Source organism: Pseudoduganella sp. jia 9 (assembly GCF_055502615.1).
In genome coordinates, this window is the sequence record NZ_JBUPWE010000015.1 from 104,177 (window position 1) to 128,402 (window position 24,226).

At 65.2% G+C, this 24,226-nt stretch carries 24 protein-coding genes and 1 pseudogene; 5 read left to right on the forward strand and 20 right to left on the reverse strand.

What is annotated here, in order from left to right:
• Positions 1 to 87: 87 nt before the first annotated feature.
• The gene (gene hemE, locus ACY34H_RS20825) at positions 88 to 1,167 is read right to left on the reverse strand and encodes a uroporphyrinogen decarboxylase (RefSeq protein ID WP_464979371.1); all 1,080 of its coding nucleotides are present in this window, start codon (positions 1,165 to 1,167) and stop codon (positions 88 to 90) included.
• A gap of 70 nt (positions 1,168 to 1,237) precedes the next feature.
• Between hemE and ACY34H_RS20830 the strand changes: the two genes are divergently transcribed.
• The 5 genes from ACY34H_RS20830 (at position 1,238) to ACY34H_RS20850 (ending at position 10,305) form a co-directional block, all read left to right on the forward strand.
• The gene (locus ACY34H_RS20830) at positions 1,238 to 3,187 is read left to right on the forward strand and encodes a S9 family peptidase (protein ID WP_464979372.1); all 1,950 of its coding nucleotides are present in this window, start codon (positions 1,238 to 1,240) and stop codon (positions 3,185 to 3,187) included.
• Positions 3,184 to 7,359 (forward strand): DEAD/DEAH box helicase, encoded by a 4,176-nt coding sequence (locus ACY34H_RS20835; RefSeq protein WP_464979373.1) that lies wholly within the window; start codon positions 3,184 to 3,186, stop codon positions 7,357 to 7,359. The genes ACY34H_RS20830 and ACY34H_RS20835 overlap by 4 nt, the downstream gene beginning before the upstream one ends.
• Before the next feature lie 84 nt (positions 7,360 to 7,443).
• Positions 7,444 to 7,803 carry a hypothetical protein gene (locus ACY34H_RS20840; RefSeq protein WP_464979374.1) on the forward strand — a complete coding sequence of 120 codons (360 nt, stop codon included), beginning with the start codon at positions 7,444 to 7,446 and terminating at the stop codon, positions 7,801 to 7,803.
• 54 nt (positions 7,804 to 7,857) lie between these two features.
• On the forward strand, positions 7,858 to 8,346 hold the full coding sequence (locus ACY34H_RS20845; protein WP_464979375.1) for a hypothetical protein: 489 nt from the start codon (positions 7,858 to 7,860) through the stop codon (positions 8,344 to 8,346).
• A 93-nt stretch (positions 8,347 to 8,439) separates the two neighbouring features.
• Complete coding sequence (locus tag ACY34H_RS20850; RefSeq protein WP_464979376.1) at positions 8,440 to 10,305, forward strand: DUF885 domain-containing protein; 1,866 nt, start codon at positions 8,440 to 8,442, stop codon at positions 10,303 to 10,305.
• 78 nt (positions 10,306 to 10,383) lie between these two features.
• Here the strand turns inward: ACY34H_RS20850 and tatC are convergent, their stop codons facing one another.
• The 19 genes and pseudogenes from tatC to ACY34H_RS20945 all read right to left on the reverse strand — a co-directional run bounded on the left by tatC (position 10,384) and on the right by ACY34H_RS20945 (position 24,169).
• Positions 10,384 to 11,145 carry a twin-arginine translocase subunit TatC gene (tatC, locus tag ACY34H_RS20855; RefSeq protein ID WP_464979377.1) on the reverse strand — a complete coding sequence of 254 codons (762 nt, stop codon included), beginning with the start codon at positions 11,143 to 11,145 and terminating at the stop codon, positions 10,384 to 10,386.
• Entirely contained in the window at positions 11,145 to 11,675 is a 531-nt protein-coding gene (gene tatB, locus ACY34H_RS20860) for a Sec-independent protein translocase protein TatB (RefSeq protein WP_464979378.1), read from the reverse strand. Before tatB ends, tatC begins: the two co-directional genes overlap by 1 nt.
• A 14-nt stretch (positions 11,676 to 11,689) precedes the next feature.
• On the reverse strand, positions 11,690 to 11,923 hold the full coding sequence (tatA, locus tag ACY34H_RS20865; RefSeq protein WP_464979379.1) for a Sec-independent protein translocase subunit TatA: 234 nt from the start codon (positions 11,921 to 11,923) through the stop codon (positions 11,690 to 11,692).
• Between the two features lie 151 nt (positions 11,924 to 12,074).
• Complete coding sequence (locus ACY34H_RS20870; RefSeq protein WP_464979380.1) at positions 12,075 to 12,446, reverse strand: histidine triad nucleotide-binding protein; 372 nt, start codon at positions 12,444 to 12,446, stop codon at positions 12,075 to 12,077.
• Positions 12,447 to 12,460: 14 nt separating this feature from the next.
• Positions 12,461 to 12,826, reverse strand: coding sequence for a phosphoribosyl-ATP diphosphatase (locus ACY34H_RS20875; protein WP_464979381.1), 366 nt, complete (start codon positions 12,824 to 12,826; stop codon positions 12,461 to 12,463).
• Positions 12,823 to 13,263 carry a phosphoribosyl-AMP cyclohydrolase gene (gene hisI, locus ACY34H_RS20880; protein WP_464979382.1) on the reverse strand — a complete coding sequence of 147 codons (441 nt, stop codon included), beginning with the start codon at positions 13,261 to 13,263 and terminating at the stop codon, positions 12,823 to 12,825. Before hisI ends, ACY34H_RS20875 begins: the two co-directional genes overlap by 4 nt.
• Positions 13,264 to 13,272: 9 nt before the next feature.
• Positions 13,273 to 14,034 carry an imidazole glycerol phosphate synthase subunit HisF gene (gene hisF / locus ACY34H_RS20885; RefSeq protein ID WP_464979383.1) on the reverse strand — a complete coding sequence of 254 codons (762 nt, stop codon included), beginning with the start codon at positions 14,032 to 14,034 and terminating at the stop codon, positions 13,273 to 13,275.
• Between the two features lies 1 nt (position 14,035).
• On the reverse strand, positions 14,036 to 14,848 hold the full coding sequence (gene hisA, locus ACY34H_RS20890; protein ID WP_464979384.1) for a 1-(5-phosphoribosyl)-5-[(5-phosphoribosylamino)methylideneamino]imidazole-4-carboxamide isomerase: 813 nt from the start codon (positions 14,846 to 14,848) through the stop codon (positions 14,036 to 14,038).
• Between the two features lie 47 nt (positions 14,849 to 14,895).
• The gene (hisH, locus tag ACY34H_RS20895) at positions 14,896 to 15,534 is read right to left on the reverse strand and encodes an imidazole glycerol phosphate synthase subunit HisH (RefSeq protein WP_464979385.1); all 639 of its coding nucleotides are present in this window, start codon (positions 15,532 to 15,534) and stop codon (positions 14,896 to 14,898) included.
• A gap of 33 nt (positions 15,535 to 15,567) precedes the next feature.
• The gene (gene hisB, locus ACY34H_RS20900) at positions 15,568 to 16,170 is read right to left on the reverse strand and encodes an imidazoleglycerol-phosphate dehydratase HisB (protein ID WP_137315246.1); all 603 of its coding nucleotides are present in this window, start codon (positions 16,168 to 16,170) and stop codon (positions 15,568 to 15,570) included.
• A 37-nt stretch (positions 16,171 to 16,207) separates the two neighbouring features.
• Positions 16,208 to 17,296, reverse strand: coding sequence for a histidinol-phosphate transaminase (hisC, locus tag ACY34H_RS20905; protein WP_464979386.1), 1,089 nt, complete (start codon positions 17,294 to 17,296; stop codon positions 16,208 to 16,210).
• A gap of 255 nt (positions 17,297 to 17,551) precedes the next feature.
• A pseudogene (locus ACY34H_RS20910) lies at positions 17,552 to 18,301 on the reverse strand (DNA-methyltransferase); the annotation flags it as partial.
• A complete protein-coding gene (hisD, locus tag ACY34H_RS20915) occupies positions 18,298 to 19,617 on the reverse strand; it encodes a histidinol dehydrogenase (protein ID WP_464979483.1) in 1,320 nt (439 codons plus the stop codon). The pseudogene ACY34H_RS20910 and the gene hisD, both read right to left, overlap by 4 nt.
• A gap of 50 nt (positions 19,618 to 19,667) precedes the next feature.
• Positions 19,668 to 20,345, reverse strand: a complete 678-nt coding sequence (gene hisG / locus ACY34H_RS20920; RefSeq protein ID WP_464979387.1) for an ATP phosphoribosyltransferase — start codon at positions 20,343 to 20,345, stop codon at positions 19,668 to 19,670.
• Positions 20,346 to 20,360: 15 nt separating this feature from the next.
• The gene (murA, locus tag ACY34H_RS20925) at positions 20,361 to 21,611 is read right to left on the reverse strand and encodes a UDP-N-acetylglucosamine 1-carboxyvinyltransferase (protein ID WP_464979388.1); all 1,251 of its coding nucleotides are present in this window, start codon (positions 21,609 to 21,611) and stop codon (positions 20,361 to 20,363) included.
• Between the two features lie 39 nt (positions 21,612 to 21,650).
• Positions 21,651 to 21,893: a BolA family protein gene (locus tag ACY34H_RS20930; protein WP_464979389.1), complete on the reverse strand. Its 243-nt coding sequence runs from the start codon at positions 21,891 to 21,893 to the stop codon at positions 21,651 to 21,653.
• A gap of 33 nt (positions 21,894 to 21,926) precedes the next feature.
• Positions 21,927 to 22,688, reverse strand: coding sequence for an ABC transporter permease (locus ACY34H_RS20935; RefSeq protein WP_464979390.1), 762 nt, complete (start codon positions 22,686 to 22,688; stop codon positions 21,927 to 21,929).
• The gene (locus ACY34H_RS20940; RefSeq protein ID WP_464979391.1) at positions 22,685 to 23,614 is read right to left on the reverse strand and encodes an ABC transporter ATP-binding protein; all 930 of its coding nucleotides are present in this window, start codon (positions 23,612 to 23,614) and stop codon (positions 22,685 to 22,687) included. The genes ACY34H_RS20935 and ACY34H_RS20940 overlap by 4 nt, the downstream gene beginning before the upstream one ends.
• 246 nt (positions 23,615 to 23,860) lie before the next feature.
• A complete protein-coding gene (locus ACY34H_RS20945) occupies positions 23,861 to 24,169 on the reverse strand; it encodes an STAS domain-containing protein (protein ID WP_464979392.1) in 309 nt (102 codons plus the stop codon).
• Positions 24,170 to 24,226: the final 57 nt, after the last annotated feature.

A 24,226-nucleotide genomic window follows, 5' to 3' on the forward strand; every position in this document is an offset into this window, starting at 1 on the left:
TCGAGCCAGGCTTTTCTGATTGCCTTTTGCTTTGGCAACCAGAAAAATTGTGCATAAGTCGGGTTTGCCTGTGGGATTAACGGCGCTTTACGCCCCGAACCGCAGGTTGCGACTGTGGGAATGCACGGTGTCCACCATCACGGCCACCGATTCCGGCGGCGTGAACTGGGAAATGCCATGGCCCAGGTTGAAGACGTGGCCGGTAGTGTGGGGACCATAGGCGTCCAGCACGCGGCACACTTCCGCCTGGATCTGCTCCGCCCCGGCAAACAGGATGGCCGGATCGAGGTTGCCCTGCAGCGCAACCTTGTCGCCCACCGCCGCGCGCACCTTGCCGATATCGGCAGTCCAGTCCAGGCCGATCGCGTCGGCGCCGATCGCGGCGATTTCTTCCGCCCAGTGCGCGCCGCCCTTCGTGAACACGATTGCCGGAATACGCACGCCGTCATGCTCGCGCTTCAGTTGCGCCACCACGCGCTGCATGTAGTGCAGCGAGAACTGCTGATAGGCGCCATCGGCCAGCGCGCCGCCCCAGGAATCGAAGATCATCACCGCCTGGGCGCCCGCCTCGATCTGCGCGTTCAGGTATTCGGCCACCGCGCGCGCGTTCATATCGAGGATGTGGTGCATCAGGTCCGGCCGGCTGTACAGCATCTTCTTGATGGTGTGGAACTCGCGCGAGCCCTGGCCCTCGACCATATAGCAGGCCAGCGTCCATGGGCTGCCGGAAAAACCGATCAGCGGCACGCGGCCGTTCAGCGCGGTGCGAATCTGCGTGACGGCCTTGAACACGTAGTCGAGCGAGCCGGGTTCGGGCAGGCGCAGCGCCTGCACATCGGCCTCGGTTTTCAGGGGCCGCTCGAACTTCGGGCCCTCGCCTTCGACGAAATACAGGCCCAGGCCCATCGCGTCGGGCACCGTCAGGATGTCGGAAAACAGGATCGCCGCGTCCAGCGGATAGCGCTCGAGGGGCTGCAGCGTGACTTCGGTGGCCAGGTCCGGATTCGTGGCCAGCCCCATGAAAGAGCCGGCCTTTTCACGCGTGGCCTTATATTCGGGCAAGTATCGGCCCGCCTGGCGCATCAGCCACACAGGCGTGTAATCGGTCGGCTGGCGCAGCAGCGCACGCAGGAAGGTGTCGTTCTGAAGCGGGGCGAATTGTGGCATGGCTGACAATGAAAGGCGGGACGAAAGAAGGTATTATCGCATCCCCCCGTTCTTTTCACCCGTCCCGAAAATGACCGCTCACACCTCCTTGCAAACCGCTTCCTTCGGTACCTGGCCGTCGCCGATCGGCGCCGCCATGGTGGCCGCCGGCGCCACCCCGCTGTCCTCCATTGCAGTCCAGGGCAGCGATATCCTGTGGCTGGCCGGCCGCGCCAGCGAAGGGGGCCGCAACACGCTGCTGCGGCTTCGCGGAGAACGCACGGACGAGCTGACGCCCCTGCCGCTGAACGTGCGCAGCCGCGTGCACGAATATGGCGGCGGCGCCTATGCCGCGGATGGCGACACCGTGTTCTTTTCCCATGCCGGCGACAACCGGCTGTACCGGAAAGACGGCGGCGCGGATGCGGCGCCCTTCACCGCCGAGGGCCGCCAGCGCTTCGCCGATTTCATCGTCGACCGCGCGCGCGGCCGGCTGGTCGCCGTGCGCGAACAGCATCCAACCGACCCGGCCTCCCATGCGCAGCCGGAAAACACGCTGTGCGCGGTGGGCTTCGACGGCAGTGAAACGGTGCTGGCGCAGGGCCATGACTTTTATTCGTCGCCGCGGCTGTCGCCGGATGGCGGCCGGCTGGCCTGGCTGACGTGGGACCATCCGCGCATGCCGTGGCAGGGTACCGAGCTGTGGCTGGCCGAGGTGGCGGCCGACGGCACGCTGGCCGCACCCATCCTGGTGGCCGGCGGCCCGGAAGAAGCGGTCTGCCAGCCCGAATGGTCGCCGGATGGACGGCTGTACTTCGTTTCCGACCGCAGCGGCTGGTGGAACCTGTACCGCCATGGCGAACAGGTCGAAGCCATCTGCCCCCTGGCAGCGGAATTCGCCGGTCCGCAATGGACGTTTGGCAACTCCATGTACGGCTTCCTCTCCGCCGGCGAGATCGCCTGCACCTATATCGAGGAAGGCGTCAGCAGGCTGGCGCGCCTGGCGATCGGCAGCGGCCGGCTCGAACCGGTCGCCAACCCGTACCAGGAAATCCGCGAACTGCGCACCGGCGACGGCTTCATCGTGGTGCTGGGCGGCAGCCCGACCATTCCGGCCGAGATCGCGCGTATCGACGTGAGTTCCGACGAACTGCAGGTACTGGCCCGTTCGATCGATACGCTGCCGGACATCGGCTACCTGTCGGTTCCGGAAAGCATCCGCTACCCGAGCGCGCAGGGCCGTATCGCCTATGCCTTTTTCTACCCGCCGCGCAATCGCGACTGCGCCGCGCCGGCCGGTGAAAAGCCGCCGGTGATCGTGATCGGCCACGGCGGCCCCACCGGCATGGCGGCCAGCACGCTGAAACTGGCCACGCAGTTCTGGACCAGCCGCGGCTTCGGCGTGCTGGACGTGAACTACGGCGGCAGCACGGGCTTCGGCCGCGCCTACCGCGACTTGCTGAAGGGGCAATGGGGCGTGGTCGATGTGGAGGATTGCGTGGCCGGCGCGCGCTGGCTGGTCGAACAGGGCCGCGCCGACGGCGACCGGCTGATCATCCGCGGCAGCAGCGCCGGCGGCTACACCACCCTGTGCGCGCTGGCCTTCCACGAAGTGTTCAAGCTGGGCGCCAGCTACTACGGCGTATCCGACCTGCAGGGGCTGGACGACGATTCGCACAAGTTCGAATCGCACTACAACGAATACCTGATCGCACCGCAGCCGCAGGCGCGCCAGGTGTACCTGGAACGCTCGCCCAGCCATCACGCCGACAAGCTGGCCTGCCCGATGATCTTCTTCCAGGGCCTGGACGACATGGTGGTGCCGCCGCAGCAGTCGGCGGCGATGGTGCAGGCCTTGCGCGAGCGCGGCGTGCCGGTCGCCTACGTCGAGCTGGAAGGCGAAGGACATGGCTTCCGCAAGGCCGAGACCATCGTGCGCACGCTGGAAGCCGAGCTGTATTTCTATCGGCGCATGTTCGGATTGCACGATGCCACCGCATCGGCGCCGGTGGAGATCCATAACCTGGACGGCGCGGCATGAGCGACCGGGCATTGCAGGACCAGTCATTGCAGGACCAATTCGGCGCGCTGCATCCCAACGAAAAAACCGTGCTGGCGCTGCTGGCGCTGGTGGGCGAGCCGATGGGAAAATCGGCGGTGCACGAGCACATCGCCAAGATGGGCCTGCATGACGACGACGGCCGTTCCATCAAGCAGACCGCCAGCGACGAGATGCTGTCGCACCTGGAGCGCCTGGCCTTCATCAGCCTCGTCGTCGGCCGTGGCTATGTCTGCAATGCGAAGCTGCGCTGGCCGGCGATCCGTGCCGCCATCGGTGCCCACATGCTCGGCGACATCTGCCAGGCCTATGAAGCGGTGACCCCGATGCGCCGCAGCTGGGACGGCACGCCGGAACCGCGCAGCTACCGGCACGGCGTGGCGCGCCTGCGCATGGCGCTGCTGCGTGGCCAGCCGCCGCAGGACGTGGCGCCGCTGCTGGCCGCCTGCCTGCGCTCGTACGAAGCGGCGCAGCTGCACCCGATCGTCGACATTTTCGCGCGGCCGTTCGAGGCCGGCATGCTGCTGCTGGTGCACCCGTCGATGCAGGACGACATCCTGATGCTGCTGCTCCAGCATGCGCAACGCGAGCCCTTGCTGGCGCCGCCGGTGCGCGGCGCCGCCGAGCGTCACTTCGAGCGCCGCAGCAAGGCCGGCGACGATGTGTCGGGCGCGTTGCGGCTGGCGCTGGGCGAGGACGCGATCCTGTCCGGCAATCTGCCGCAGGCGGTCGCATACCTGGAAGCCGTGCAAAGCCCGCTGGCGCTGTTTTATGCCAGTACGCTGATGCTGCTGCGCGGCCACGTGGCCGATGCCGTCGCCGGTTTCGAAGGCGCGCTGAAATCGGTGCGCCGCGAAACGGGCAAGCGCAAGCAGGTGTTCGCGGGCTTCGGCGGCTACCTGTACGTGCTGGCGCTGCTGCGCGCCGGCGATGCGAAAGCACTGAAGACGGCCGAGAGCTACCTCGAGGTGGCCGTGCATGCGCAGCAGAATCCCGACAGCAATACATACAGCATGCTGTCGATGCTGCGCCAGGTGCGCGCCGGCACGCTGCAGGCCGACGTGGTGCTGTCCCGCGCCTGGGACACGCCGCTGCAGGCGCAATTGTTCCAGGCGCTGGTGTACTGGTGGCTGGGACTGCCGCAGCTGGAACAGCGCCGCGCCGAATTGCAGGACCTGGCGCAGAACGCCGGTGCCGCCGGCTACATCCTCATTGCCGCGCAGGCGGAAAGCCTGCTGGGGCACCTGGGCGACGAAGCGGCCGAAGCCCGCGCCAGCAACATGCTGTCGGCACTGGGCTTGCCCGACATGGCCACCTGGTTCGAGCGGCAGGAAGGCTGGCAGCGCCAGCTCGACGCGCTGATCAACCTGCACCAGCTGGCGTCGCCGGCCGCCAGCGAGACGCGCCTGGTGTGGATGATCACCTGGAGCGACCGCTCCGGCATCGGCGAACTCGAACCGCGCGAACAGAAGCGCAGCGCCAAGGGCCAGTGGAGCAACGGCCGCCCGATCGCGCTGAAGCGGCTGGCCGAGGATGCGGCGGAGCTCGATTTCCTGACGCCGCAGGACGTACGCCTGAGCACGCACATCGCGCCGTCGCGGCAGGCCTATTCGTCGGGCCTGCGCTATGACATCGATCCGCTCGAGGCCCTGCCGGCGCTGGTCGGCCACCCTCTGGTGTTCTGGATGGACGCGCCGGAAACCCGCGTCGAGATCGGCGGCGGCGAGCCGGAACTGCTGGTGCAGGAAACCAAGGGCAAGCTGCGCCTGACGCTGCACCCGAGCCTGTCCGGCACCGACCGGGTCGTCGCGCTGCGCGAAGCGCCGAACCGCATCCGCGTGATCGCCGTCAACGACGAGCACCGCCGCATCGCCGCCATCGTCGGCGATGGCCTGACGGTGCCGCTGCATGCGAAAGACCAGGTATTGAAGGCGATCGGCACGGTGGCCACCAGCGTGACCGTGCAGTCGGACATCGGCGGCGGCAGTGCCGGTGCCGGCGCGGTCGATCCGGATATCCGCCTGCACGTGCACCTGCTGCCCTACCAGCAAGGCTTGCGCATGCAGGTGCAGGTGCGGCCGCTGCCGGATGCGGGCCCCTACTATGCGCCCGGCGCGGGTGCCGAAACCGTCATCACGGACGTCGGCGGCAAGCCGGTGCAGGTGCGCCGCGACCTGGCCGGCGAGCGCGATGCGGAGCGCCAGCTGGTGCTCCGCTGCACGGCACTGGAAGGGGCAGAGCAGGAACACGGCGAATGGCTGATCGGCCAGCCGGCGCTGTGCCTGCAACTGTTGACCGAACTGCAGGAACTGGGGCCGGAGCGCGTGGTGGTCGGCTGGCCCGAGGGAGAAAAGTTCAGGGTCTCGCCAACCCTGCATACCAAGCAGCTGAAGCTGTCGATCAAGAGCAGGAAGGACTGGTTCGCCGTCAGCGGCCAGTTGCAGGTGGACGAAGAACGCGTGGTGGACCTGCGCTCGCTGCTGGAGCTGATCCGCGCCGGCAGGAGCCGCTTCATCGAACTGAAGGACCGGCAGTTCCTGGCCCTGTCGGAAGAGCTGTACCGGCGCCTGTCGGAACTCGATGCCTATGGCGAGGACGACGATGCGGGGGCCAAGGTCCACCAGCTGGCTGCCTTCGTGCTGGAGGAACTGGCCGGCGAAGTAGGCGGCCTGGAAGCGGACAGGCTGTGGCGCGAGCATATCGCCCGCATCGCCGCCCAGGCCGAGTACCAGCCGCAGGTGCCGTCCACCCTGCAGGCCGAGCTGCGCGACTACCAGCGCGAAGGCTTCGAGTGGCTGGCCCGGCTGGCCCACTGGGGCGTGGGCGCCTGCCTGGCGGACGACATGGGCCTCGGCAAGACGGTGCAGGCGCTGGCACTGGCGCTGCTGCGCGCGCCGTACGGGCCGGCGCTGGTGGTGGCGCCCACTTCCGTATGCCTGAACTGGGCCAGCGAAGCGGCGCGCTTCGCGCCGACGCTGAACGTGAAGATGTTCGGCAGCGGCGACCGGGCGGAAATGATCGACAGCGCCGGTCCGTTCGACCTGGTGATCGTCAGCTACGGCCTGCTGCAGCTGGAATCGGAGCGCTTCACCAAACCGCGCTGGCACACCATCGTGCTCGATGAAGCGCAGGCGATCAAGAACGCGGCCACCAAGCGCTCGCAGGCCGTGATGGCGCTGTCGGGCGACTTCCGCATGGCCTGCACCGGCACGCCGCTGGAAAACCACCTGGGCGAACTGTGGAACCTGTTCCGCTTCATCAACCCCGGGCTGCTGGGATCGCTGGACCAGTTCAACCTGCGCTTTGCCGGGCCGATCGAACGCCAGCAGGACCGCAAGGCCGAAGTGGGCGCGCGCAACCGGCTGCGCCGGCTGATCGGGCCGTTCATCCTGCGCCGGACCAAGGCGCAGGTACTGGCGGAACTGCCGGCGCGCACCGAGATCGTGCTGGAAGTGGATCTGTCGGCGGAAGAAACGGCGCTGTACGAATCGCTGCGCCGCGAGGCGCTGGACAAGCTGGCTTCCATCGATGCGCCGGCGGACAGGAAGTCGATCCAGATCCTGGCCGAGATCATGAAACTGCGGCGTGCCTGCTGCAATCCGAACCTGGTGGCGCCGGAACTGAAACTCGACAGCAGCAAGCTGGCCGCGTTCGCCGAGCTGCTGGCCGGCCTGCTGGAAAACCGCCACAAGGTGCTGGTGTTCAGCCAGTTCGTCGACCACCTGGCGCTGATCCGCGCGCATCTCGACCGCAACGGCATCGCCTACCAGTACCTGGACGGTTCCACGCTGCCGGCGGCCCGCAAGGCGCGCGTGGATGCGTTCCAGGCCGGCGACGGCGACGTGTTCCTGATCAGCCTGAAGGCGGGCGGCGTGGGCATCAATCTGACGGCTGCCGACTACGTGATCCACATGGATCCGTGGTGGAACCCGGCCGTGGAAGACCAGGCGTCCGACCGCGCGCACCGGATGGGCCAGCTGCGCCCCGTGACGATCTACCGGCTGGTGGCGCGCCACACGATCGAGGAAGGCATCGTCGACCTGCACGCGCACAAGCGCGAGCTGGCCGACAGCCTGCTGGACGGCAGCGAAATGGCGGCGCGCATGAAGGCCGAGGACATGCTGGCAATGCTGGAGGAAGGTCTGCGTCGTTAAAATTTTCCTGAGGCTAACGGGACGCTGCCGCCCGCCAGCCTTCGCTATGATGATTGCAATCACCTAATACACCAGGAGCACATCATGGCCGACACACTGCTACGCGTATTCGACAGCATGGAAGTGGCGGAGCAGGCGCGCGAGGCGCTGATCGCCTCCGGCATCGCCGCTTCCGCCATCTCCATGAACATCCACGAAGATGAAGCTGGCCCCGTCGAGGGCAACTTCGTGGTCGATCTGACCGAAAAACCCACGCCGTCGTTCGACAACCCGAACCGGCAGTCCGCCGCCGGCGAAATGCGCACGCCGGTCCAGCGCAGCAATTGCCTGCTGCAGGTGGAAGTGGACAACGACCGGGATGGCACGCGCGCCGCCGGCATCCTGGACCGTTTCGCCGGCCGCGACCATGCCGAGCGGCTGGACAGCCGGCAAGGCCCCGTCTGACCGTCCACTGACTGCCCCTTTCCCGGAACGGCCGTTCCATGCAATCATCCGGGCATGGAACGACACAAGGAAAAAGACCTTTACGCCGCCACGCACGGCATCCCGCTGTGCCGCAAGGCCTGGACCGCCTACATCAACCCCTTGCTGCTGGCGGTGATCATGGTGTTCGTGCTGCGGCTCGCCTTCAACCATTCGCAGCTGGCCGCCGCCGGCGTGCTGGCCGCGTCCACGCTGCTGATCGGCTACCGCGTGCTGCTGATCCGCAGCGTACAGCTGTATTACGACGATACGGGCGTCTGGCTGTATTCGGGCGTCCTGCCCTGGCAGCGCGGCGTGCGGGGCATCAAGTGGCGCGACCTGGACGAGGCGTCCTACGTGCAGTCGTTCGGCAGCTGGCTGCTGCGTTCGTGGAAGCTCCGCGTGGCCCACCGGTTCACGGATGCCAACCACATCGTGCTGTCCCAGATGGCGCGCGGCCGCGAGGCGGTGGCCATCATCAACGAACGCCACCAGCAGGTGCTGCGCGACGACCGGCTGGCGTGAGCGTTTGTACCGTCGTGTAACATGCCGGGTCCAGGCGAGCTGATTAATGATAATCTCGCCCCCTGCACGACCCCGGTAAGAGAAAGTTACACGATGATCAAGACAAAACTCGCGCTGGCCGCCATCATGGCCGCGCTGGCGTTCGCGCCTGCCGAGGCGGCCAAGAAGCCGTCGAAGGCCAAGACCAGCAAGTCCGTCTCCGCCAAGAAATCCTCGAAATCCAAGTCCAAGGCGAAGAAGGCCGTTGCCGCCGCCGCTGCCACCACGGCAGGCGCGGCAGCGCTGGCATCCGAAAGCCGCGCCGACCGCATCTTCAATTCGCAGTCCAACCAGTTCCTGACGGCGCTATGGCGGATGGATCCGGAAACGGCGATCACGGTGGGCAAGTACGATACTGCCGCCACGCTGACGGTGCCCGACCTGGCCACGCGCCAGCTGCAACTGGCCTTCATCGACGAGTGGCTGGGCCGTTTCGGCAAGATCGATGCGCGCCAGCTGTCGCCGCGCCAGCGCACCGACATGGCGCTGCTGGTCAACAAGCTGAACTCGGACCGCTGGTACCTGACCACGTTCCGCGAATTCGAATGGAACCCGGCCATGTACAACATCGCCGGCCCGATCGACTACATCCTGCACACCGAATACGCGGCGCGGGCGCAGCGCCTGCGCACGCTGCTGCGGCGCATCGCCAACGTGCCGGCGTATTACGAAGCCGCACGCAACAACATCACCACGCCCACGCGCGAACACACGCAACTGGCGATCGCCCAGGCGCCGGGCGTGATCGCACTGCTCGACGAGCTGGGCAGGGAGGCGCAGAATTCTCCGCTGGCCGCCAACGAGAAAGGCCTGTTCGCGCAGCGCATCGCCGCGGCGAAGACCGCCGTCGAGGCCTATGCCGCCTGGCTGGGCGAAACGGACAAGCTGCTGGCGGTATCCGGCGCCCGCCCGTTCCGCATCGGCCGCGAGCTGTACGAGCAGAAATTCGCGTTCGACATCCAGTCGGCCAGCACCGGCGAGCAGACCTATCGCAAGGCGCTGGTGGCGCGCGACGAACTGCTGGCGAACATGGACCGCATCAGCGACGAACTGTGGCCGAAATACCTGGCCGACGTGCAGAAACCGGCCGACCGCTACGCCAAGATCGGCATGATGATCGACAAGCTCTCGGCCAACCACGTGGCACCCGAGCGCTTCGTCGAAGAGATCAAGGCGCAGATTCCGAAGCTGCAGGAATGGGTGACGAAGAACGACCTGCTGACGCTCGATGAGAACAAGCCGCTGGTGGTGCGCGAAACGCCCGCCTACCAGCGCGGCGTGGCCGGCGCCAGCATCGAGGCGCCCGGCCCCTACCGCCCGCAGGACCGCACCTACTACAACGTGACGCCGCTGACGGGCGCCACGCCGGAGCAGGCCGAAAGCAGCCTGCGCGAATACAACCACTGGATCCTGCAGATCCTGAACATGCACGAAGCGATCCCCGGCCACTATGCGCAACTGGTGTACGCGAACAAGTCGCCGTCGCTGGTGAAGTCGATCTTCGGCAACGGCGCGATGGTCGAAGGCTGGGCCGTGTTCAGCGAACGGATGATGCTGGAATCGGGCTACGACAATTCGCCGGAAATGTGGCTGATGTATTCGAAGTGGAACCTGCGCAGCGTGACCAACACGATCCTCGACTACAGCGTGCACGTGCTGGACATGCCGCAGGACCAGGCACTCGACCTGCTGACCCGGCAGGCATTCCAGACGCAGCAGGAAGCCGCCGAAAAATGGCGCCGCGCCACGCTGACGTCGGTACAGCTGACGTCGTACTTCAGCGGCTACAGCGAAATCATGGAACTGCGCGAGCAGCGCCGCGCCGCCTTGGGCGACAAGTTCTCGCAGAAGGCCTTCAACGAGCAGTTCCTCGGCTACGGCAGCGCACCGGTAAAAGTGATCCGCGAATTGATGCAGTGAAATAGTTGCTCGGAAAATGGGGTACGTCCCCATTTTTGAGGCAATAAAAAAGGAGCCGGCGGGCTCCTTTTTTTTCGTTCAGCTCTCCGGTTTTTCCTCGGGCGCCTGCGTCATCCTGACGAACATCGGCGACACCAGCAGTCCCAGTTCGAACAGCATCCACATCGGGATGGCCAGCGCGAACTGGCTGACCACGTCCGGCGGCGTGACGATGGCGGCAATGACGAATGCGCCGACGATCACGTATGGCCGCCATTCCCTCAGCTTGGCCAGCGACACGATGCCCATGCGCACCAGGATCACGACCACGATCGGCACTTCGAATGCGGCACCGAACGCCAGGCACATCGACATGACGAAATCGAGGTAATTCTCGATGTCCGGCGTGACCGCGATCGACGATGGAGCGAACGTGGCGATGAAGTGGAAGACCCGGCCGAACACGAAGAAGTAGCAGAACGCCACGCCGGCCATGAACAGCAGCGACGAGGAAATCACCAGCGGCGCCACCAGGCGCTTTTCATGCGTATACAGGCCGGGCGCCACGAAGGCCCAAGCCTGGTACAGCACCCATGGCAGCGCCAGGATGATGCCCAGCATCAGCGTGACCTTCATCGGCACCAGGAACGGTGCGGTCACGCCGGTGGCGATGATCTTTGCGCCGGTGGGCAGCGCATCGATCATCGGCTGGGCGAGAAAATCGTACAGGACGGTGGGGCCCGGCCACGCCATCAGCAGGGCGGTGACGATCAGGACGCCGATGGAAGCCTTCAGCAGCCTGTCGCGCAGTTCTACCAGGTGGCTGATGAAGGTTTCTTCGGCCGGTTGTTCAGTGCTCATCAGTAAAAGGAGGCGGGAGGTTTACCGTTGCGCGGGCGGAAGCGCGCCACGCGCGCCGCGCCGGACACCACGTGCATGCGGCCGCCGTTGCGCTGCTTGTACCACAGCGGCACGGCCGAGGTGCGCACCAGCCGCTTGCGGCGGAATTCCTTGGCCTTGCGCGACTGGTCTTCCGCGGAGGCCGAATGAAAGTCCGACGTATAGCTGGTGGAGGCGCCGGACGAGTCGTCGGAAAGGATACCGCCTTCGATATCGAAGGCGCTCTCCACTTCGGACATGTTCTTCTGGATCGAATTCTCGACATCGGCCTTGATGTTCTGCGCCTGCTCCTGCACGTTCTTTTGCAGGTTGCGCAGCTCGTCCAGTTCGATTTCGCGGCTGACCTCGCTCTTCACATCGTGAAGATAACGCTGCGCGCGGCCGTACAGCGTGCCGGCCATGCGTGCCACTTTCGGCAATTTTTCGGGACCGATGACGATCAGCGCCACGACGCCGATGATGGCCAGTTTGGAAAGACCGAGATCGATCATGTATCAGCTTGCGATCAGTGCTTGGTCTTTTCCTTGGCGTCGACCTCGATCGTGCCCTTGTCGGTCACGTGCGCGGGCGGCGGTGCAGGCTGGTCGGCCGCTTCCTTGTCGTCGGTCTTCACGCCATCCTTGAAGCCCTTGACGGCCTTGCCCAGGTCCGAGCCGATATTGCCCAGTTTTTTGGTGCCGAAAACCAGCATGACAACGACCAGCACGATCACCCAATGCCAGATGCTCATGGAACCCATACTATTCTCCTTGCAGGGCGACAACGCCCGAATTCGGTTGAATGGACAGTATACGCGACTCTTACCTTGTCATGTTCCTGTCACGATAACGACCGGAAATAAGTCTTCCGGCTGCTTGTTTGGCGCTGTCCGATACCGGCCGCGCGGCGGCTCAGTGCATGCCGCGCCACGGCCGCGGGCCGCCATAGATATGCATGTGCAGGTGATAGATCACCTGCCCGCCATCCGGGCCGCTGTTGATCAGGGTCTTGTAGCCGCGCGTGGGGCTGCCGTCTTCGGCGTAGGCCACCGCAACGCCGTGCTCCTCGGCCAGCTTCGGCGCCAGCGCCAGCATCTTGCCCAGCAACAGCGTATCTTCCGGCTGCGCTTCGGTCAGCGTGGAGATATGTTTCTTGGGGATCACCAGCAAATGCACCGGCGCGGCCGGGTTGATGTCCTTGAAGGCCAGCAGTTCGTCGTCTTCGTAAACGATGGAAGCAGGAACTTGTTTGGCGGCGATCTTGCAGAACAGGCAGTTATCCACGGTTATCCTTCCAGTTAGCTGTCTTGACGGGCGGCTTTTTCGGCAATGCCGGAGATGCCTTCGCGGCGCGCCAGCTCATCGAGCACCTGCTGCGGCGACAGGTCGAACTGCGCCAGCAGCACCAGCGAATGGAACCACAGATCGGCCACTTCGTACAGCACCTTGGCGCCATCGCCCGACACGCGCGCATCCTTGGCCGCCATCACGGTCTCGGTGGCTTCCTCGCCGATCTTTTTCAGGATCGCGTCGTCGCCTTTCGAGAACAGCTTGGCGACATACGACGTGGACGGATCGGCGCCCTTGCGCGACTCGATCGTGGCGGCCACGCGGCCCAGGATTCCAGCCTCGTCGTTGCCGACATTATCCGTTACCGTGCTCATTTCTTTTTTTCCGTATAAATGGTGCCAGGATCCTTCAGCACCGGTTCCACGCTGTTCCAGTCGCCATCCTTGGCATCGCCGTCGAACTGCTGGAAGAAACACGAATGCCGCCCCGTGTGGCAGGCGATGCCGCCGGCCTGCTCCACCTTCAGCAGCACCACGTCCTCGTCGCAGTCGAGGCGGATGTCGAGCACCTTCTGCACGTGACCGGATTCCTCGCCCTTGTGCCACAGCTTCTTGCGCGAACGGCTCCAGTACACGGCTTCGCGCAATTCCACCGTCTTGTACAGCGCGTCCCGGTTCATCCAGGCGAACATCAGCACGTCGTTGCTGCCGCTCTCCTGCACGATCACGGGCACCAGGCCATGTTCGTCCCAGTGCACGCGGTTCAGCCATTTTGCCTTGGCTACGCTAGGCGTCGTCGTTGGAATGCTCATCGTGTTCTCTCAGGCCTCGCGCATCGGAATGCCCTGCTGCGCCATGAAACGCTTGGCTTCCTGTACCGTGTGCTGGCCATAGTGGAAGATGCTGGCGGCCAGTACCGCATCGGCATGGCCTTTCGTCACGCCGTCGGCCAGGTCCTGCAGGCCGCCCACGCCGCCGGAGGCGATCACGGGAATGCCCACGGCATCGGACACGGCGCGCGTCAGCGCCAGGTCGAAGCCGCTCTTGGTGCCGTCGCGATCCATGCTGGTCAGCAGCAGTTCGCCGGCGCCCAGCGACGCCATCTTCTGCGCCCATTCGACAGCATCCAGCCCGGTGGCGTTGCGGCCGCCGTGCGTGAAGACTTCCCACTTGCCGGGTGCCACCTGCTTGGCGTCGATCGCCACCACGATGCACTGCGAACCGTGCTTCTGGGCGGCGTCGAACACCAGCTGGGGATTGCTGACGGCCGAGGTATTCAGGCTGATCTTGTCGGCGCCCGCGTTCAGCAGGCGCTGCACGTCTTCGACCTTGCGCACGCCGCCGCCGACCGTCAGCGGAATGAAGACCTGCGCGGCGACCCGTTCGATGATGTCGAGGATCAGCCCGCGATTGTCGGACGAGGCGGTGATGTCGAGAAACGTCAGCTCGTCGGCGCCCTGCTCGTCATAACGGCGCGCGATCTCGACGGGGTCGCCGGCGTCGCGCAACTCGGTGAAATTGACGCCCTTGACGACGCGGCCGTCGGTCACGTCCAGGCAGGGGATGATGCGTTTGGCCAGCATATTATTTTTCGCCCGCGTTGGACGGCTCTTCCGCGAATTCGTCGAGGGTGTCGCCACTGAGTTCGTCGGCGCGCAGTTGCGCCTCGTTCAGGTTGATCGTGCCTTCGTAGATCGAACGGCCGCAGATGACGCCTTCGATGCCTTCGTCCTGCACCGCGCACAGCGCTTCCACGTCGGCCAGGTTGTGCAGGCCGCCGGAGGCGATGATCGGGATGCGCACCGCCTGCGCCAGGCGCACGGTGGCCTCGATGTTCACGCCGCCCATCATGCCGTCGCGGCCGATGTCGGTGTAGACGATCGATTCCACGCCGTACTGCTCGAACTTCTGCGCCAGGTCGATCACCTCGTGGCCGGACATCTTGCTCCAGCCGTCGGTGGCAACCTTGCCGTCCTTGGCGTCCAGGCCGACGATGATGTGGCCGGGGAAGGCGCCGCACGCATCGTGCAGGAAGCCGGGGCTCTTCACGGCGGCGGTGCCGATGATGATGTAGCTGATGCCGTCATCGAGGTAGCGCTCGATCGTGTCCAGGTCGCGGATGCCGCCGCCCAGCTGCACGGGGATCTCGTCGATATCGTTCTCCAGCGCGAACTCCTGCACCGTCTTCAAAATCGACTTCACGGCGCCTTCGTTCTTCGGCTTGCCGGCGAACGCACCGTTCAGGTCGACCAGGTGCAGGCGGCGCGCGCCCTGCTCCAGCCAGTGGCGGGCCATCGCGGCGGGGTCGTCGGAAAACACGGTGGACTGTTCCATGTCGCCTTGTTTCAGGCGAACGCAGTGACCGTCCTTGAGGTCGATGGCGGGGATGAGCAGCATGGTTGTTTAAAGGTCGAGTAAGTGGATGAATGGATACGTCGGAGTGCTCAGGGATTCCAGTGGACGAAGTTCTTGTACAGATGCAGCCCGGTGGCCGCGCTCTTCTCCGGATGGAACTGGGTGGCGAAAATGTTGTCGCGCGCAATCACGCAGCAGAACGGCGAGCCGTACACGGTTTCGCCCACGCTGTGCGCGGGATTCTCCGGCTGCGCGTAATAGCTGTGCACAAAGTAGAAATACGCATCGTCGGGGATGCCGGCCCACATCGCATGCGGCGCGGTCTGCTTCACCTTGTTCCAGCCGATCTGCGGCACCTTGAAGCGCGAGCCGTCTTCCTGCAACTGCCCGTCGAGCTGGAAGCGCACCACCGAGCCCGGGAACAGGCCCAGGCCTTCGGCATTGCGCTCCTCGCTGCGCTCGAGCAGCATCTGCTCGCCGACGCACACGCCCATCAGCGGCTTGGTCTGCGCGGCGCGCATGAGCGCATCGTGCACGCCCGATTCGCGCAGGTGGGTCATACAGTCGAGCATCGAGCCCTGGCCGGGCAGGACGATGCGCTCGGCCGCGTCGATATCGGCCGGTACGCCGGAAATGGACACGTCGGCCTCCGGCGCGACGGCACGCAGGGCCTGCGCAACGGAGCGCACGTTACCCATGCCGTAGTCAACTACAACGATTTTTTTCATGGTGTGAAAGCCAAGTATGAAAAAGCGGCGGGTTTAGAGGCTTCCTTTGGTGGAGGGAATAGTGCCCGCGGCACGCTCGTCGAACTCGGCGGCCATGCGCAGCGCGCGACCGAACGCCTTGAAGACCGTCTCGCACTGGTGGTGGGCGTTGGTGCCGCGCAGGTTATCGATGTGCAGCGTGATGCCGGCGTGGTTGACGAAGCCGCGGAAGAATTCCAGCGTCAGGTCGACGTCGAACGTGCCGATCATCGCGCGGGTGAACGGAATATGGTATTCGATGCCCGGGCGTCCGGAGAAATCGATGACGACGCGCGACAGCGCCTCGTCCAGCGGCACGTAGGCATGGCCGTAGCGGCGGATGCCCTTGCGGTCGCCGATGGCCTTGGCCACCGCCATGCCCAGCGTGATGCCCACGTCCTCGACGGTGTGGTGGTTGTCGATGTGCGTGTCGCCGGTGGCCTTGACGTCCAGGTCGATCAGGCCGTGGCGCGCGATCTGGTCCAGCATGTGGTCCAGGAATGGCACGCCGGTATCGAGCTTCTGCACGCCGGTACCGTCCAGGTTCAGGGCGACGCGGATCTGCGTCTCGTTGGTGTTGCGGATGACTTCTGCGATGCGGGCTGCGGGCAAATTCATGGGAAACTCAGGGTTAGGATGGGGCGCGAACTCGGTTTCAGCTCAGCGAGTCTTTCAGGGCGTCGAGGAAAGCGGCGTTCTCGTCCGGCGTGCTGACGGTAACGCGAAGGCAGTTCGCCAGCACACTGTGCATTTTACTCAAATTTTTAATCAGGATTTTACGACTTACCAGTTTGGCATGGACGCTGTCGGCATCCGGCACACGGATCGTGATGAAATTGGCCGCCGACGGGAATACCTGCACACCCGGCAACGCCGCCAGCGCGGCGGCAAGTTCCGCGCGCTGTTCGCGCAGCAGGCGGGCCTGCTCGTTCAGGACCTCGACATGGTCGAGCGCGAACTCGGCCGCCGCCTGCGTCATCACATTGATGTTGTAGGGCGGGCGCACTTTCTCGAACTGCTCCAGCAGCGCCGGCGCGGCACTCATGTAGCCCAGCCGGATGCCGGCCAGCCCCAGCTTGGACAGGGTGCGCATCACGATCAGGTTGGCGAACTCCGGCAGGCGCGGCATGAAACTCTGCTGCGCGAACGGTTCATAGGCTTCGTCGACGACCACCAGGCCATGCTCGCCCTGCGCGCGCAGGATCGCTTCGATATCGGCCGTGTCGAACAGGTTGCCGGTCGGGTTGTTCGGGTATGCCAGGAAGATCAGCGCGGGCCGGTGCTGCGCGATCGCCGTCAGCATGGCCGGAAGATCGAGCCCCAGGTCCGCCTTCAGGGGGACGCCGACGAAATCCATGCCGGCCACCTGGGCCGAGCGCTGGAACATCACGAAGGCCGGCACCGGCGCCAGCATCACGGCGCGCCGCTCCTGCCAGGCGCAGGTGGCGGCCATGATGGCGATCAGCTCGTCGGAACCGTTGCCCAGCAGGACGTCATAACCGGCCGGGATACCCAGCTTCGCGCGAATGCGCTCCTTCAGCGGCCCGTAGGCGGCCGCCGGGTAGCGGTTCAGCGCCACCTCGGCCAGCCGGTCGGCCAGCTCGCGGCGCAGCTCCTCCGGCAGCTGGTACGGGTTTTCCATCGCGTCCAGCTTTACAAAGCCGCTGGCATCCGGCACGTGGTAGCTCTTGTCGCTGCGCACGTCGGGGCGGATGGTGTTGGCGATCAGGCTGTCGAGGGACATGCTTTCAATTACTCCAATGCGTTATTCGGCGCTGTCGACGGGGACGGCGGCCCGGTTTGCTGCCTTGCCGGTCCTGGGCTTTTTCGGCGCGGCCTTGGGTGGCGCCGCCGAAAAACCGGGGTCGGACCCCGGATCGGCGGCACGGACCCGGCCCCTGGCGCGAGCCTTGGGGTCAGACCCCTGCTGCTCGACGGCCGGCGGTACCAGGCGCTTCGCACGGGCCCTGGGTTCAAGCCCGTGCGGCTCGGCGGGCGGTGGCTCTGCCAGGCGCTCGGCCAGGATCCTGCAATAGTCGGGATTCAGTTCAAAGCCGGTGAAGTGGCGGCCCGTGTTGCGCGCCGCGACGGCCGTGGTGCCGCTGCCCATGAACAGGTCGAGCACCACGCCGCCGGGCGGACACGATGCCTTCACCATCCGTTCGATGATCTCGAGCGGCTTTTGCGTGGGGTGATCGACCCGCTCCGCATGCAGCCTGTGCAAGCGCGATACGCTCCACAGGTCTTTCGGGTTGTAGCCCTGTTCCAGCCACTTCGCGCCGACGAAGATCGAGCGCGAGCGGGCCTTCTTGGTTTCGGCGTCGTACGGGATGCGTACGGCGTCGAGGTCGAAATAATAATCCTTGCGGCGCACGAAAAAGCCGATCGTGTCGTGCACCGACGTAAAACTGCGCACGGTGCCGCCCATCGACGGCACCCGGCGGTCCCAGATGATCTCGTTGATCATCGTCATCCGCCGTTTCAGCATCACGAAGATCTCCGGCGCCGAGCGCCATGTCGTGAACACGTACAGGCTGCCGTTTTCCTTCAGCTTCGGCAGCGCGGCATCGACCCATTGCTCGGTCCATGCCAGGAAATCGTCCACCGTCTGCTGGTCGGAGGTATTGCCGTAATCCTTGCCCAGGTTGTACGGCGGGTCCGTCAGGATCAGGTCGATCGAGCCATCCGGGATGCGTTGCAAGCCAACCAGGGCATCCTCGCAGAACACCTGATCGAGCCAGGCGCTCATGATTTCAGCCGCAGCTCCGCGCTGCGCGCGTGCGCCTGCAGGCCTTCGCCGTACGCCAGCTCGGCGGCGATCTTGCCCAGTGTCTGGGCGCCGGCCTCGCTGACCTGGATCACCGACGAACGCTTCTGGAAATCGTACACGCCCAGCGGCGACGAGAAGCGCGCCGTGCGCGCCGTGGGCAACACGTGGTTCGGGCCGCAGCAATAGTCGCCCAGCGATTCGGACGAAAAGCGGCCCAGGAACATCGCGCCGGCGTGGCGGATCTTGTCGGCCCACTGCTGCGGCTCCTCGGCGGAAATCTCCAGGTGCTCGGCGGCGATGGCGTTGGCGATCTCGCATGCTTCTTCCATGTCGCGCACCTTCACCAGCGCGCCGCGGTCGGTCAGCGACGTGCGGATGGTTTCCTGGCGCGGCATCGTCGGCAGCAGTTTCTGAATCGAAGCCTCGACTTGCGCGATGTAGCCGGCGTCCGGGCACAGCAGGATCGCCTGCGCCAGCTCGTCGTGCTCGGCCTGCGAGAACAGGTCCATCGCCACCCAGTCCGGGTCCGTGGTGCCGTCGCACACCACCAGGATTTCGGAAGGACCGGCGATCATGTCGATGCCCACCGCGCCGAACACGCGGCGCTTGGCGGCGGCCACGTAGGCATTGCCGGGGCCGACGATCTTGTCGACCGGCTGGATCGACTCGGTACCATAGGCCAGCGCGGCCACGGCCTGCGCACCGCCGATGCCGATCACGCGGTCGACACCGGCGATTGCCGCGGCGGCCAGCACCATCTGGTTCTTCACGCCGTCCGGCGTGGGCACCACCATCACGATCTCGCCGACGCCGGCCACCTTTGCCGGAATCGCGTTCATCAGCACCGACGACGGATACGCGGCTTTGCCGCCGGGTACGTAGATGCCGACGCGGTCCAGTGCCGTGATGCGCTGGCCGAGGATCGTGCCATCGGCTTCGGTATAGGTAAACCCTTGCAGCTCCTGCTTCTGGCGTTCATGGAACACGCGGATGCGCTCTGCCGCGGTCTGCAATGCCGCGCGCTGCGCGTCCGGCAGTGCCGCCAGCGCGGCATCCAGTTCGGCCTGGCCGATCTCGAACGCCTGCAGGTCGGCCGCGCCACCGTTCGGGATGCGGTCGAACCTGTTGGTGTACTCGACCACCGCTTCGTCGCCGCGCGCGCGCACCTGCGCGATGATCTCGGTGACTGCCTGTTCGATGGCGAAGTCGGTTTCCGCTTCGAACGCGAGCAGCGCGTCGAGCGTTTCCTGGAAGTCGATGGCGGAGGAGTCGAGCTTGCGGATCTGGATCATGATGGCTGGCTTTACGGTTTTACTGGTTTTACTTGCTGACTGGTTTTACCGGCTTACTTGCCTTGCGAGGCTTTTTCAAAGGCTTCGAGAATCGGCTGCAGGCGGGCGCGCTTCAGTTTCAGCGCGGCCTGGTTGACCACCAGGCGGGAAGAGATATCGCAGATCTCTTCCACTTCCACCAGGTTGTTGGCGCGCAGCGTGCTGCCGGTGCTGACCAGATCGACGATCGCGTCGGACAGCCCCACCAGCGGTGCCAGTTCCATCGAGCCATACAGCTTGATCAGGTCGACGTGCACGCCCTTCTTGGCGAAGTGCTGGCGCGCCATCTCGGTGAACTTGGTGGCCACGCGCAGGCGCGCGCCCTGGCGCACCGCGGTCTCGTAGTCGAAGCCCGCCTTCACGGCAACCGACATGCGGCAGCGCGCGATGTTCAGGTCGATCGGCTGGTACAGGCCTTCGCCGCCATGCTCGAACAGCACGTCCTTGCCTGCCACGCCGAAATCGGCGGCGCCATGCTGCACATAGGTCGGCACGTCGGTGGCGCGCACGATCAGCACGCGCACGTGCGGGTCGTTGGTCGGCAGGATCAGCTTGCGCGAGGTTTCCGGGTTTTCCGTGACGGTGATGCCGGCCGCCGCCAGCAGCGGCAGCGTGTCCTCGAAGATCCGGCCCTTCGACAGGGCGAGGATCAGTTGCGAGCGGTCGGTGGCCTGGGCAGGGAGTGTGCTCATGGTTATCTGGCGAATTTACTTGATGCGGGTGATGTTGGCGCCGACGGCGGAGAGCTTCACTTCCATGCGGTCGTAGCCGCGATCGAGGTGATAGATGCGGTCGACCAGGGTTTCGCCCTTGGCGGCCAGGCCGGCAATGACCAGCGACGCCGAGGCGCGCAGGTCGGTTGCCATCACCGGCGCGCCGATCAGTTGCGGTACGCCGTCGATCCACGCGGTATTGCCGTCGATGCGGATCTGCGCGCCCAGGCGGTGCATTTCCTGCACGTGCATGAAGCGGTTTTCGAAGATCGTTTCCGTCACGCTGCTATGGCCGCTGGCGATGGTGTTGACGGCCATGAACTGCGCCTGCATGTCGGTCGGGAAGCCCGGGTATTCGGTGGTGCGGAACGAGGCCGGTGTCGGGCGGCCATCCATCTGCGCGCGAATCCAGGTATCGCCCACGGTCAGGCGCACACCCATTTCACGCAGCTTTTCCAGCGCCGCGTCGAGGATGTCGGTGCGGGTATTGCGGATCGTGATGTCGCCGCCGGCAGCCGCCACGGCGCACAGGAAAGTGGCCGCTTCGATACGGTCGGAGATCACCGCATGCGCCGCGCCGTTCAGCGCCGGCACGCCCTGGATCGCCAGGCGGTTGGTGCCGATGCCGTCGATCTTCGCGCCCATCGCCACCAGCAGGTTGGCCAGGTCGGTCACTTCCGGCTCGCACGCGGCGTTTTCCAGGATCGTCTCGCCTTCGGCCAGCGTGGCCGCCATCAGCAGGTTTTCCGTGCCGGTCACCGTGATCATGTCGGTCACGACGCGGGTGCCTTGCAGTTTTTTCGCCTTCGCGTAGATGTAGCCGGCGTCGATCGAGATGTCCGCGCCCAGCGCGCGCAGGCCCTTGATGTGCTGGTCAACGGGGCGCGAACCGATCGCGCAGCCGCCCGGCAGCGATACCTTGGCTTCGCCGAAGCGCGCCAGCAGCGGGCCGAGCACCAGGATCGACGCACGCATCGTCTTCACCATCTCGTACGGCGCTTCCAGCTTGTTGATGGCCGCGCCGTTCAGCGTGACCTTGTCGCCATCCTGCTCGACCGCCAGGCCGGTCTGGCGCAGCAGCTTCAGCATCGTCGACACGTCGTGCAGGTTCGGCACGTTCGACAGTTGCAGGTCGCCGGCGGTCAGCAGGCCCGCGCACAGGATCGGCAGCGCCGCGTTCTTGGCGCCGGAGATCTGGATGTCCCCGACCAGGCGCTTGCCGCCGGTGATGAGCAGTTTGTCCATCGATTTTTCCTTGGTGTGCGTTTTTCTTGTTTTTTCTTGTTATGCCTTGGCCGCGAATTCTTCCGGGGTCAGCGTCTTCATCGACAGCGCGTGGATTTCCTCGCGCATGCGGTCGCCCAGCGCCGCGTAGACGATCTGGTGGCGCTGGATCGGGCGCTTGCCGGCGAACGCGTTCGAGACGATGACGGCGGTGAAGTGCTGGCCGTCGCCCTCCACTTCCAGGTGGGTGCAGTCGAGGCCGGCGGCGATGTAGCCGTGGATTGCTTCAGGGGTCGTGGTCATGTTGGGTACCTCTTCAATGTTCTTGATGTCTGCTCAGTGTCTGAGCCTGTAGCCGCTCTTGAGCAGGCGGATGGCCAGCAGCGCCAGTATCACCAGGAAGGCGGAAACGATGGCAAGGCTGGTCCAGGGATTGATGTCGGACTGGCCGAAGAAGCCGTAGCGGAAGCCGTCGATCATGTAGAAGAACGGATTCAGGTGCGATACGGTCAGCCAGAACGGCGGCAGCGAGTGGATCGAATAGAACACGCCGGACAGGAACGTCAGCGGCATGATCAGGAAGTTCTGGAACGCGGCCAGCTGGTCGAATTTCTCGGCCCAGATGCCGGCGATCAGGCCCATCGTGCCGAGGATGGCGGCGCCCAGCAGCGCGAACACGGCGATCCACAGCGGCCAGGCGAACGACATATGGGCGAACCAGGCGGTGGCCACGAATACGCCCAGGCCGACGACGAGGCCGCGCACCATCGCGGCGATCGTGTAGGCCGAGAAGATCTCCCAGTGCGACAGCGGCGTGAGCAGCACGAACACCAGGTTGCCGGTGATCTTCGACTGGATCAGCGACGACGAGGAATTGGCGAACGAGTTCTGCAATACGCTCATCATCACCAGGCCGGGAACCAGGAACGACGTATAGGACACGCCCTCGTACACCTGCACGCGGCCTTCGAGCACGTGGCCGAAGATCAGCAGGTACAGCATGGCGGTCAGGATCGGCGCGGCGATCGTCTGCGTGGCCACCTTGTAGAAGCGCAGCGTTTCCTTGTACACCAGGGTGCGGAAGCCGGTCGACATCATTGCGCGGCCCCTCCGCCGGTGATTTCCAGGAAGATGTCTTCCAGGTCGGCCTGCTGCAGCTGCATCTCGTCGATGACGGCGCCGCTTTCGCGCAGCCTTGCGAGGATGGTTTCCACTTCCATGTATTCGTTGACCTTCAGGCTGTACTGGCGGCCGGAGGCGGACAGTTGTGAGCCGGTCTCGGCATGCAGCACCAGGTGTTGCAGGTCCTGCGGCAGGTCGCCCTGCTTCAGGTGCACGATCAGCTGCGAGCCGGAGATGCGGCGGATCAGCGACGACATCGTGTCCAGCGCCACCACCTTGCCCAGCTTCATCATCGCCACGCGCTTGCACATCGCCTGGGCTTCTTCCAGGTAGTGGGTGGTCAGCACGATGGTGTGGCCTTCGCGGTTCAGGCGCGAAATGAACTTCCACAGCGTCTGGCGCAACTCCACGTCCACGCCGGCGGTCGGTTCATCGAGCACGATGACGGGCGGCTTGTGCACCAGCGCCTGCGCCACCAGCACGCGCCGCTTCATGCCGCCGGACAGCGCGCGCATATTGGTGTCGGCCTTGCCGGTCAGGTCGAGGTTTTCCATCACCTCGTCGATCCACTTGTCGTTGTTTGGCAGGCCGAAATAGCCGGACTGCAGCCGCAGCGTTTCGCGCACCGTGAAGAACGGGTCGAACACCAGTTCCTGCGGCACCACGCCGAGCTTCCTGCGCGCCGCGCGGAAATCGGTCACCACGTCGTGGCCATGGATCGACACGGAACCGCCGTCGGCGCGGATCAGGCCCGCGATGATGGAGATCAGCGTGGTCTTGCCGGCACCGTTCGGCCCGAGCAGGCCGAAGAATTCGCCTTCCTCGATCGAGAGCGACACGCCGCCCAGCGCCTGCAACGATTGGTAGCGCTTCTGGACATTGCTGATTTGGATTGCTGTCATGCCTTGTTTGTATTCTGTGCAACGCCGACCGTTACGCTGGCGGTCCGCGCCTGGGTCGAACCTGCGGGCCGCGCCGCTGCTTTACAGCCCCCGGGACCCGCGCATCGGACCCGCATCGGCCTGCATCGGCCACGTTCATGCGGGCGCTCGCGCCATCCTGGCAAGAGCAACGGTCAATTATATTGGAATTTCGACCCGATCACGCCCGGGCCGGCGGAAATACAGCGGAGAGGAAGAAGGCGGGGGTCAATGGTGATGCAGTTCGGCAGCCGTGCAGGCTTCCGGCGAGACGAGGGAGCAGACGCCATACAGCTTGGTCAGGCTTTGCAGCATCGGCGGCAGGTTCACGAGGCGCAGCGTGATGCCGGCCGCGTGGGCGGCGCGCTGCCACGCCAGCATCACCGACACGGCGGCCGAATCGACGGCCACCACGTTGCGCATGTCGAACTGGCTCTGGCCGGCCTGCAGCGCCGCGAGGCCGTGTTCCAGCGCCGCCGTGGCGTTATCGACAGTCAATGCGGTCAGGGACAGCATGTTGTTGGCGGCGTCGTTCATGGCATCCGGTACAGGTTTGATGAGAAAAACGGGCCAGAGTCGATCCGGCCCGATGGG

Coding starts and splice junctions, on each gene's coding strand:
- hisG (WP_464979387.1), bottom strand. CDS start 20,345: ATGAGCACACTCCCTGCCCAGGCCACCGACCGCTCGCAACTGATCCTC.
- ACY34H_RS20875 (WP_464979381.1), bottom strand. CDS start 12,826: ATGAGCACGGTAACGGATAATGTCGGCAACGACGAGGCTGGAATCCTG.
- hisI (WP_464979382.1), bottom strand. CDS start 13,263: ATGAGCATTCCAACGACGACGCCTAGCGTAGCCAAGGCAAAATGGCTG.
- ACY34H_RS20940 (WP_464979391.1), bottom strand. CDS start 23,614: ATGACAGCAATCCAAATCAGCAATGTCCAGAAGCGCTACCAATCGTTG.
- ACY34H_RS20835 (WP_464979373.1), top strand. CDS start 3,184: ATGAGCGACCGGGCATTGCAGGACCAGTCATTGCAGGACCAATTCGGC.
- hisB (WP_137315246.1), bottom strand. CDS start 16,170: ATGAATTTGCCCGCAGCCCGCATCGCAGAAGTCATCCGCAACACCAAC.
- ACY34H_RS20845 (WP_464979375.1), top strand. CDS start 7,858: ATGGAACGACACAAGGAAAAAGACCTTTACGCCGCCACGCACGGCATC.
- hisF (WP_464979383.1), bottom strand. CDS start 14,034: ATGCTGGCCAAACGCATCATCCCCTGCCTGGACGTGACCGACGGCCGC.
- ACY34H_RS20840 (WP_464979374.1), top strand. CDS start 7,444: ATGGCCGACACACTGCTACGCGTATTCGACAGCATGGAAGTGGCGGAG.
- ACY34H_RS20945 (WP_464979392.1), bottom strand. CDS start 24,169: ATGAACGACGCCGCCAACAACATGCTGTCCCTGACCGCATTGACTGTC.
- ACY34H_RS20830 (WP_464979372.1), top strand. CDS start 1,238: ATGACCGCTCACACCTCCTTGCAAACCGCTTCCTTCGGTACCTGGCCG.
- tatB (WP_464979378.1), bottom strand. CDS start 11,675: ATGATCGATCTCGGTCTTTCCAAACTGGCCATCATCGGCGTCGTGGCG.
- ACY34H_RS20850 (WP_464979376.1), top strand. CDS start 8,440: ATGATCAAGACAAAACTCGCGCTGGCCGCCATCATGGCCGCGCTGGCG.
- ACY34H_RS20935 (WP_464979390.1), bottom strand. CDS start 22,688: ATGATGTCGACCGGCTTCCGCACCCTGGTGTACAAGGAAACGCTGCGC.
- hisH (WP_464979385.1), bottom strand. CDS start 15,534: ATGAAAAAAATCGTTGTAGTTGACTACGGCATGGGTAACGTGCGCTCC.
- hisA (WP_464979384.1), bottom strand. CDS start 14,848: ATGCTGCTCATCCCCGCCATCGACCTCAAGGACGGTCACTGCGTTCGC.
- tatA (WP_464979379.1), bottom strand. CDS start 11,923: ATGGGTTCCATGAGCATCTGGCATTGGGTGATCGTGCTGGTCGTTGTC.
- murA (WP_464979388.1), bottom strand. CDS start 21,611: ATGGACAAACTGCTCATCACCGGCGGCAAGCGCCTGGTCGGGGACATC.
- hisC (WP_464979386.1), bottom strand. CDS start 17,296: ATGTCCCTCGACAGCCTGATCGCCAACACCATCCGCCCCGACGTGCGC.
- hemE (WP_464979371.1), bottom strand. CDS start 1,167: ATGCCACAATTCGCCCCGCTTCAGAACGACACCTTCCTGCGTGCGCTG.
- ACY34H_RS20930 (WP_464979389.1), bottom strand. CDS start 21,893: ATGACCACGACCCCTGAAGCAATCCACGGCTACATCGCCGCCGGCCTC.
- tatC (WP_464979377.1), bottom strand. CDS start 11,145: ATGAGCACTGAACAACCGGCCGAAGAAACCTTCATCAGCCACCTGGTA.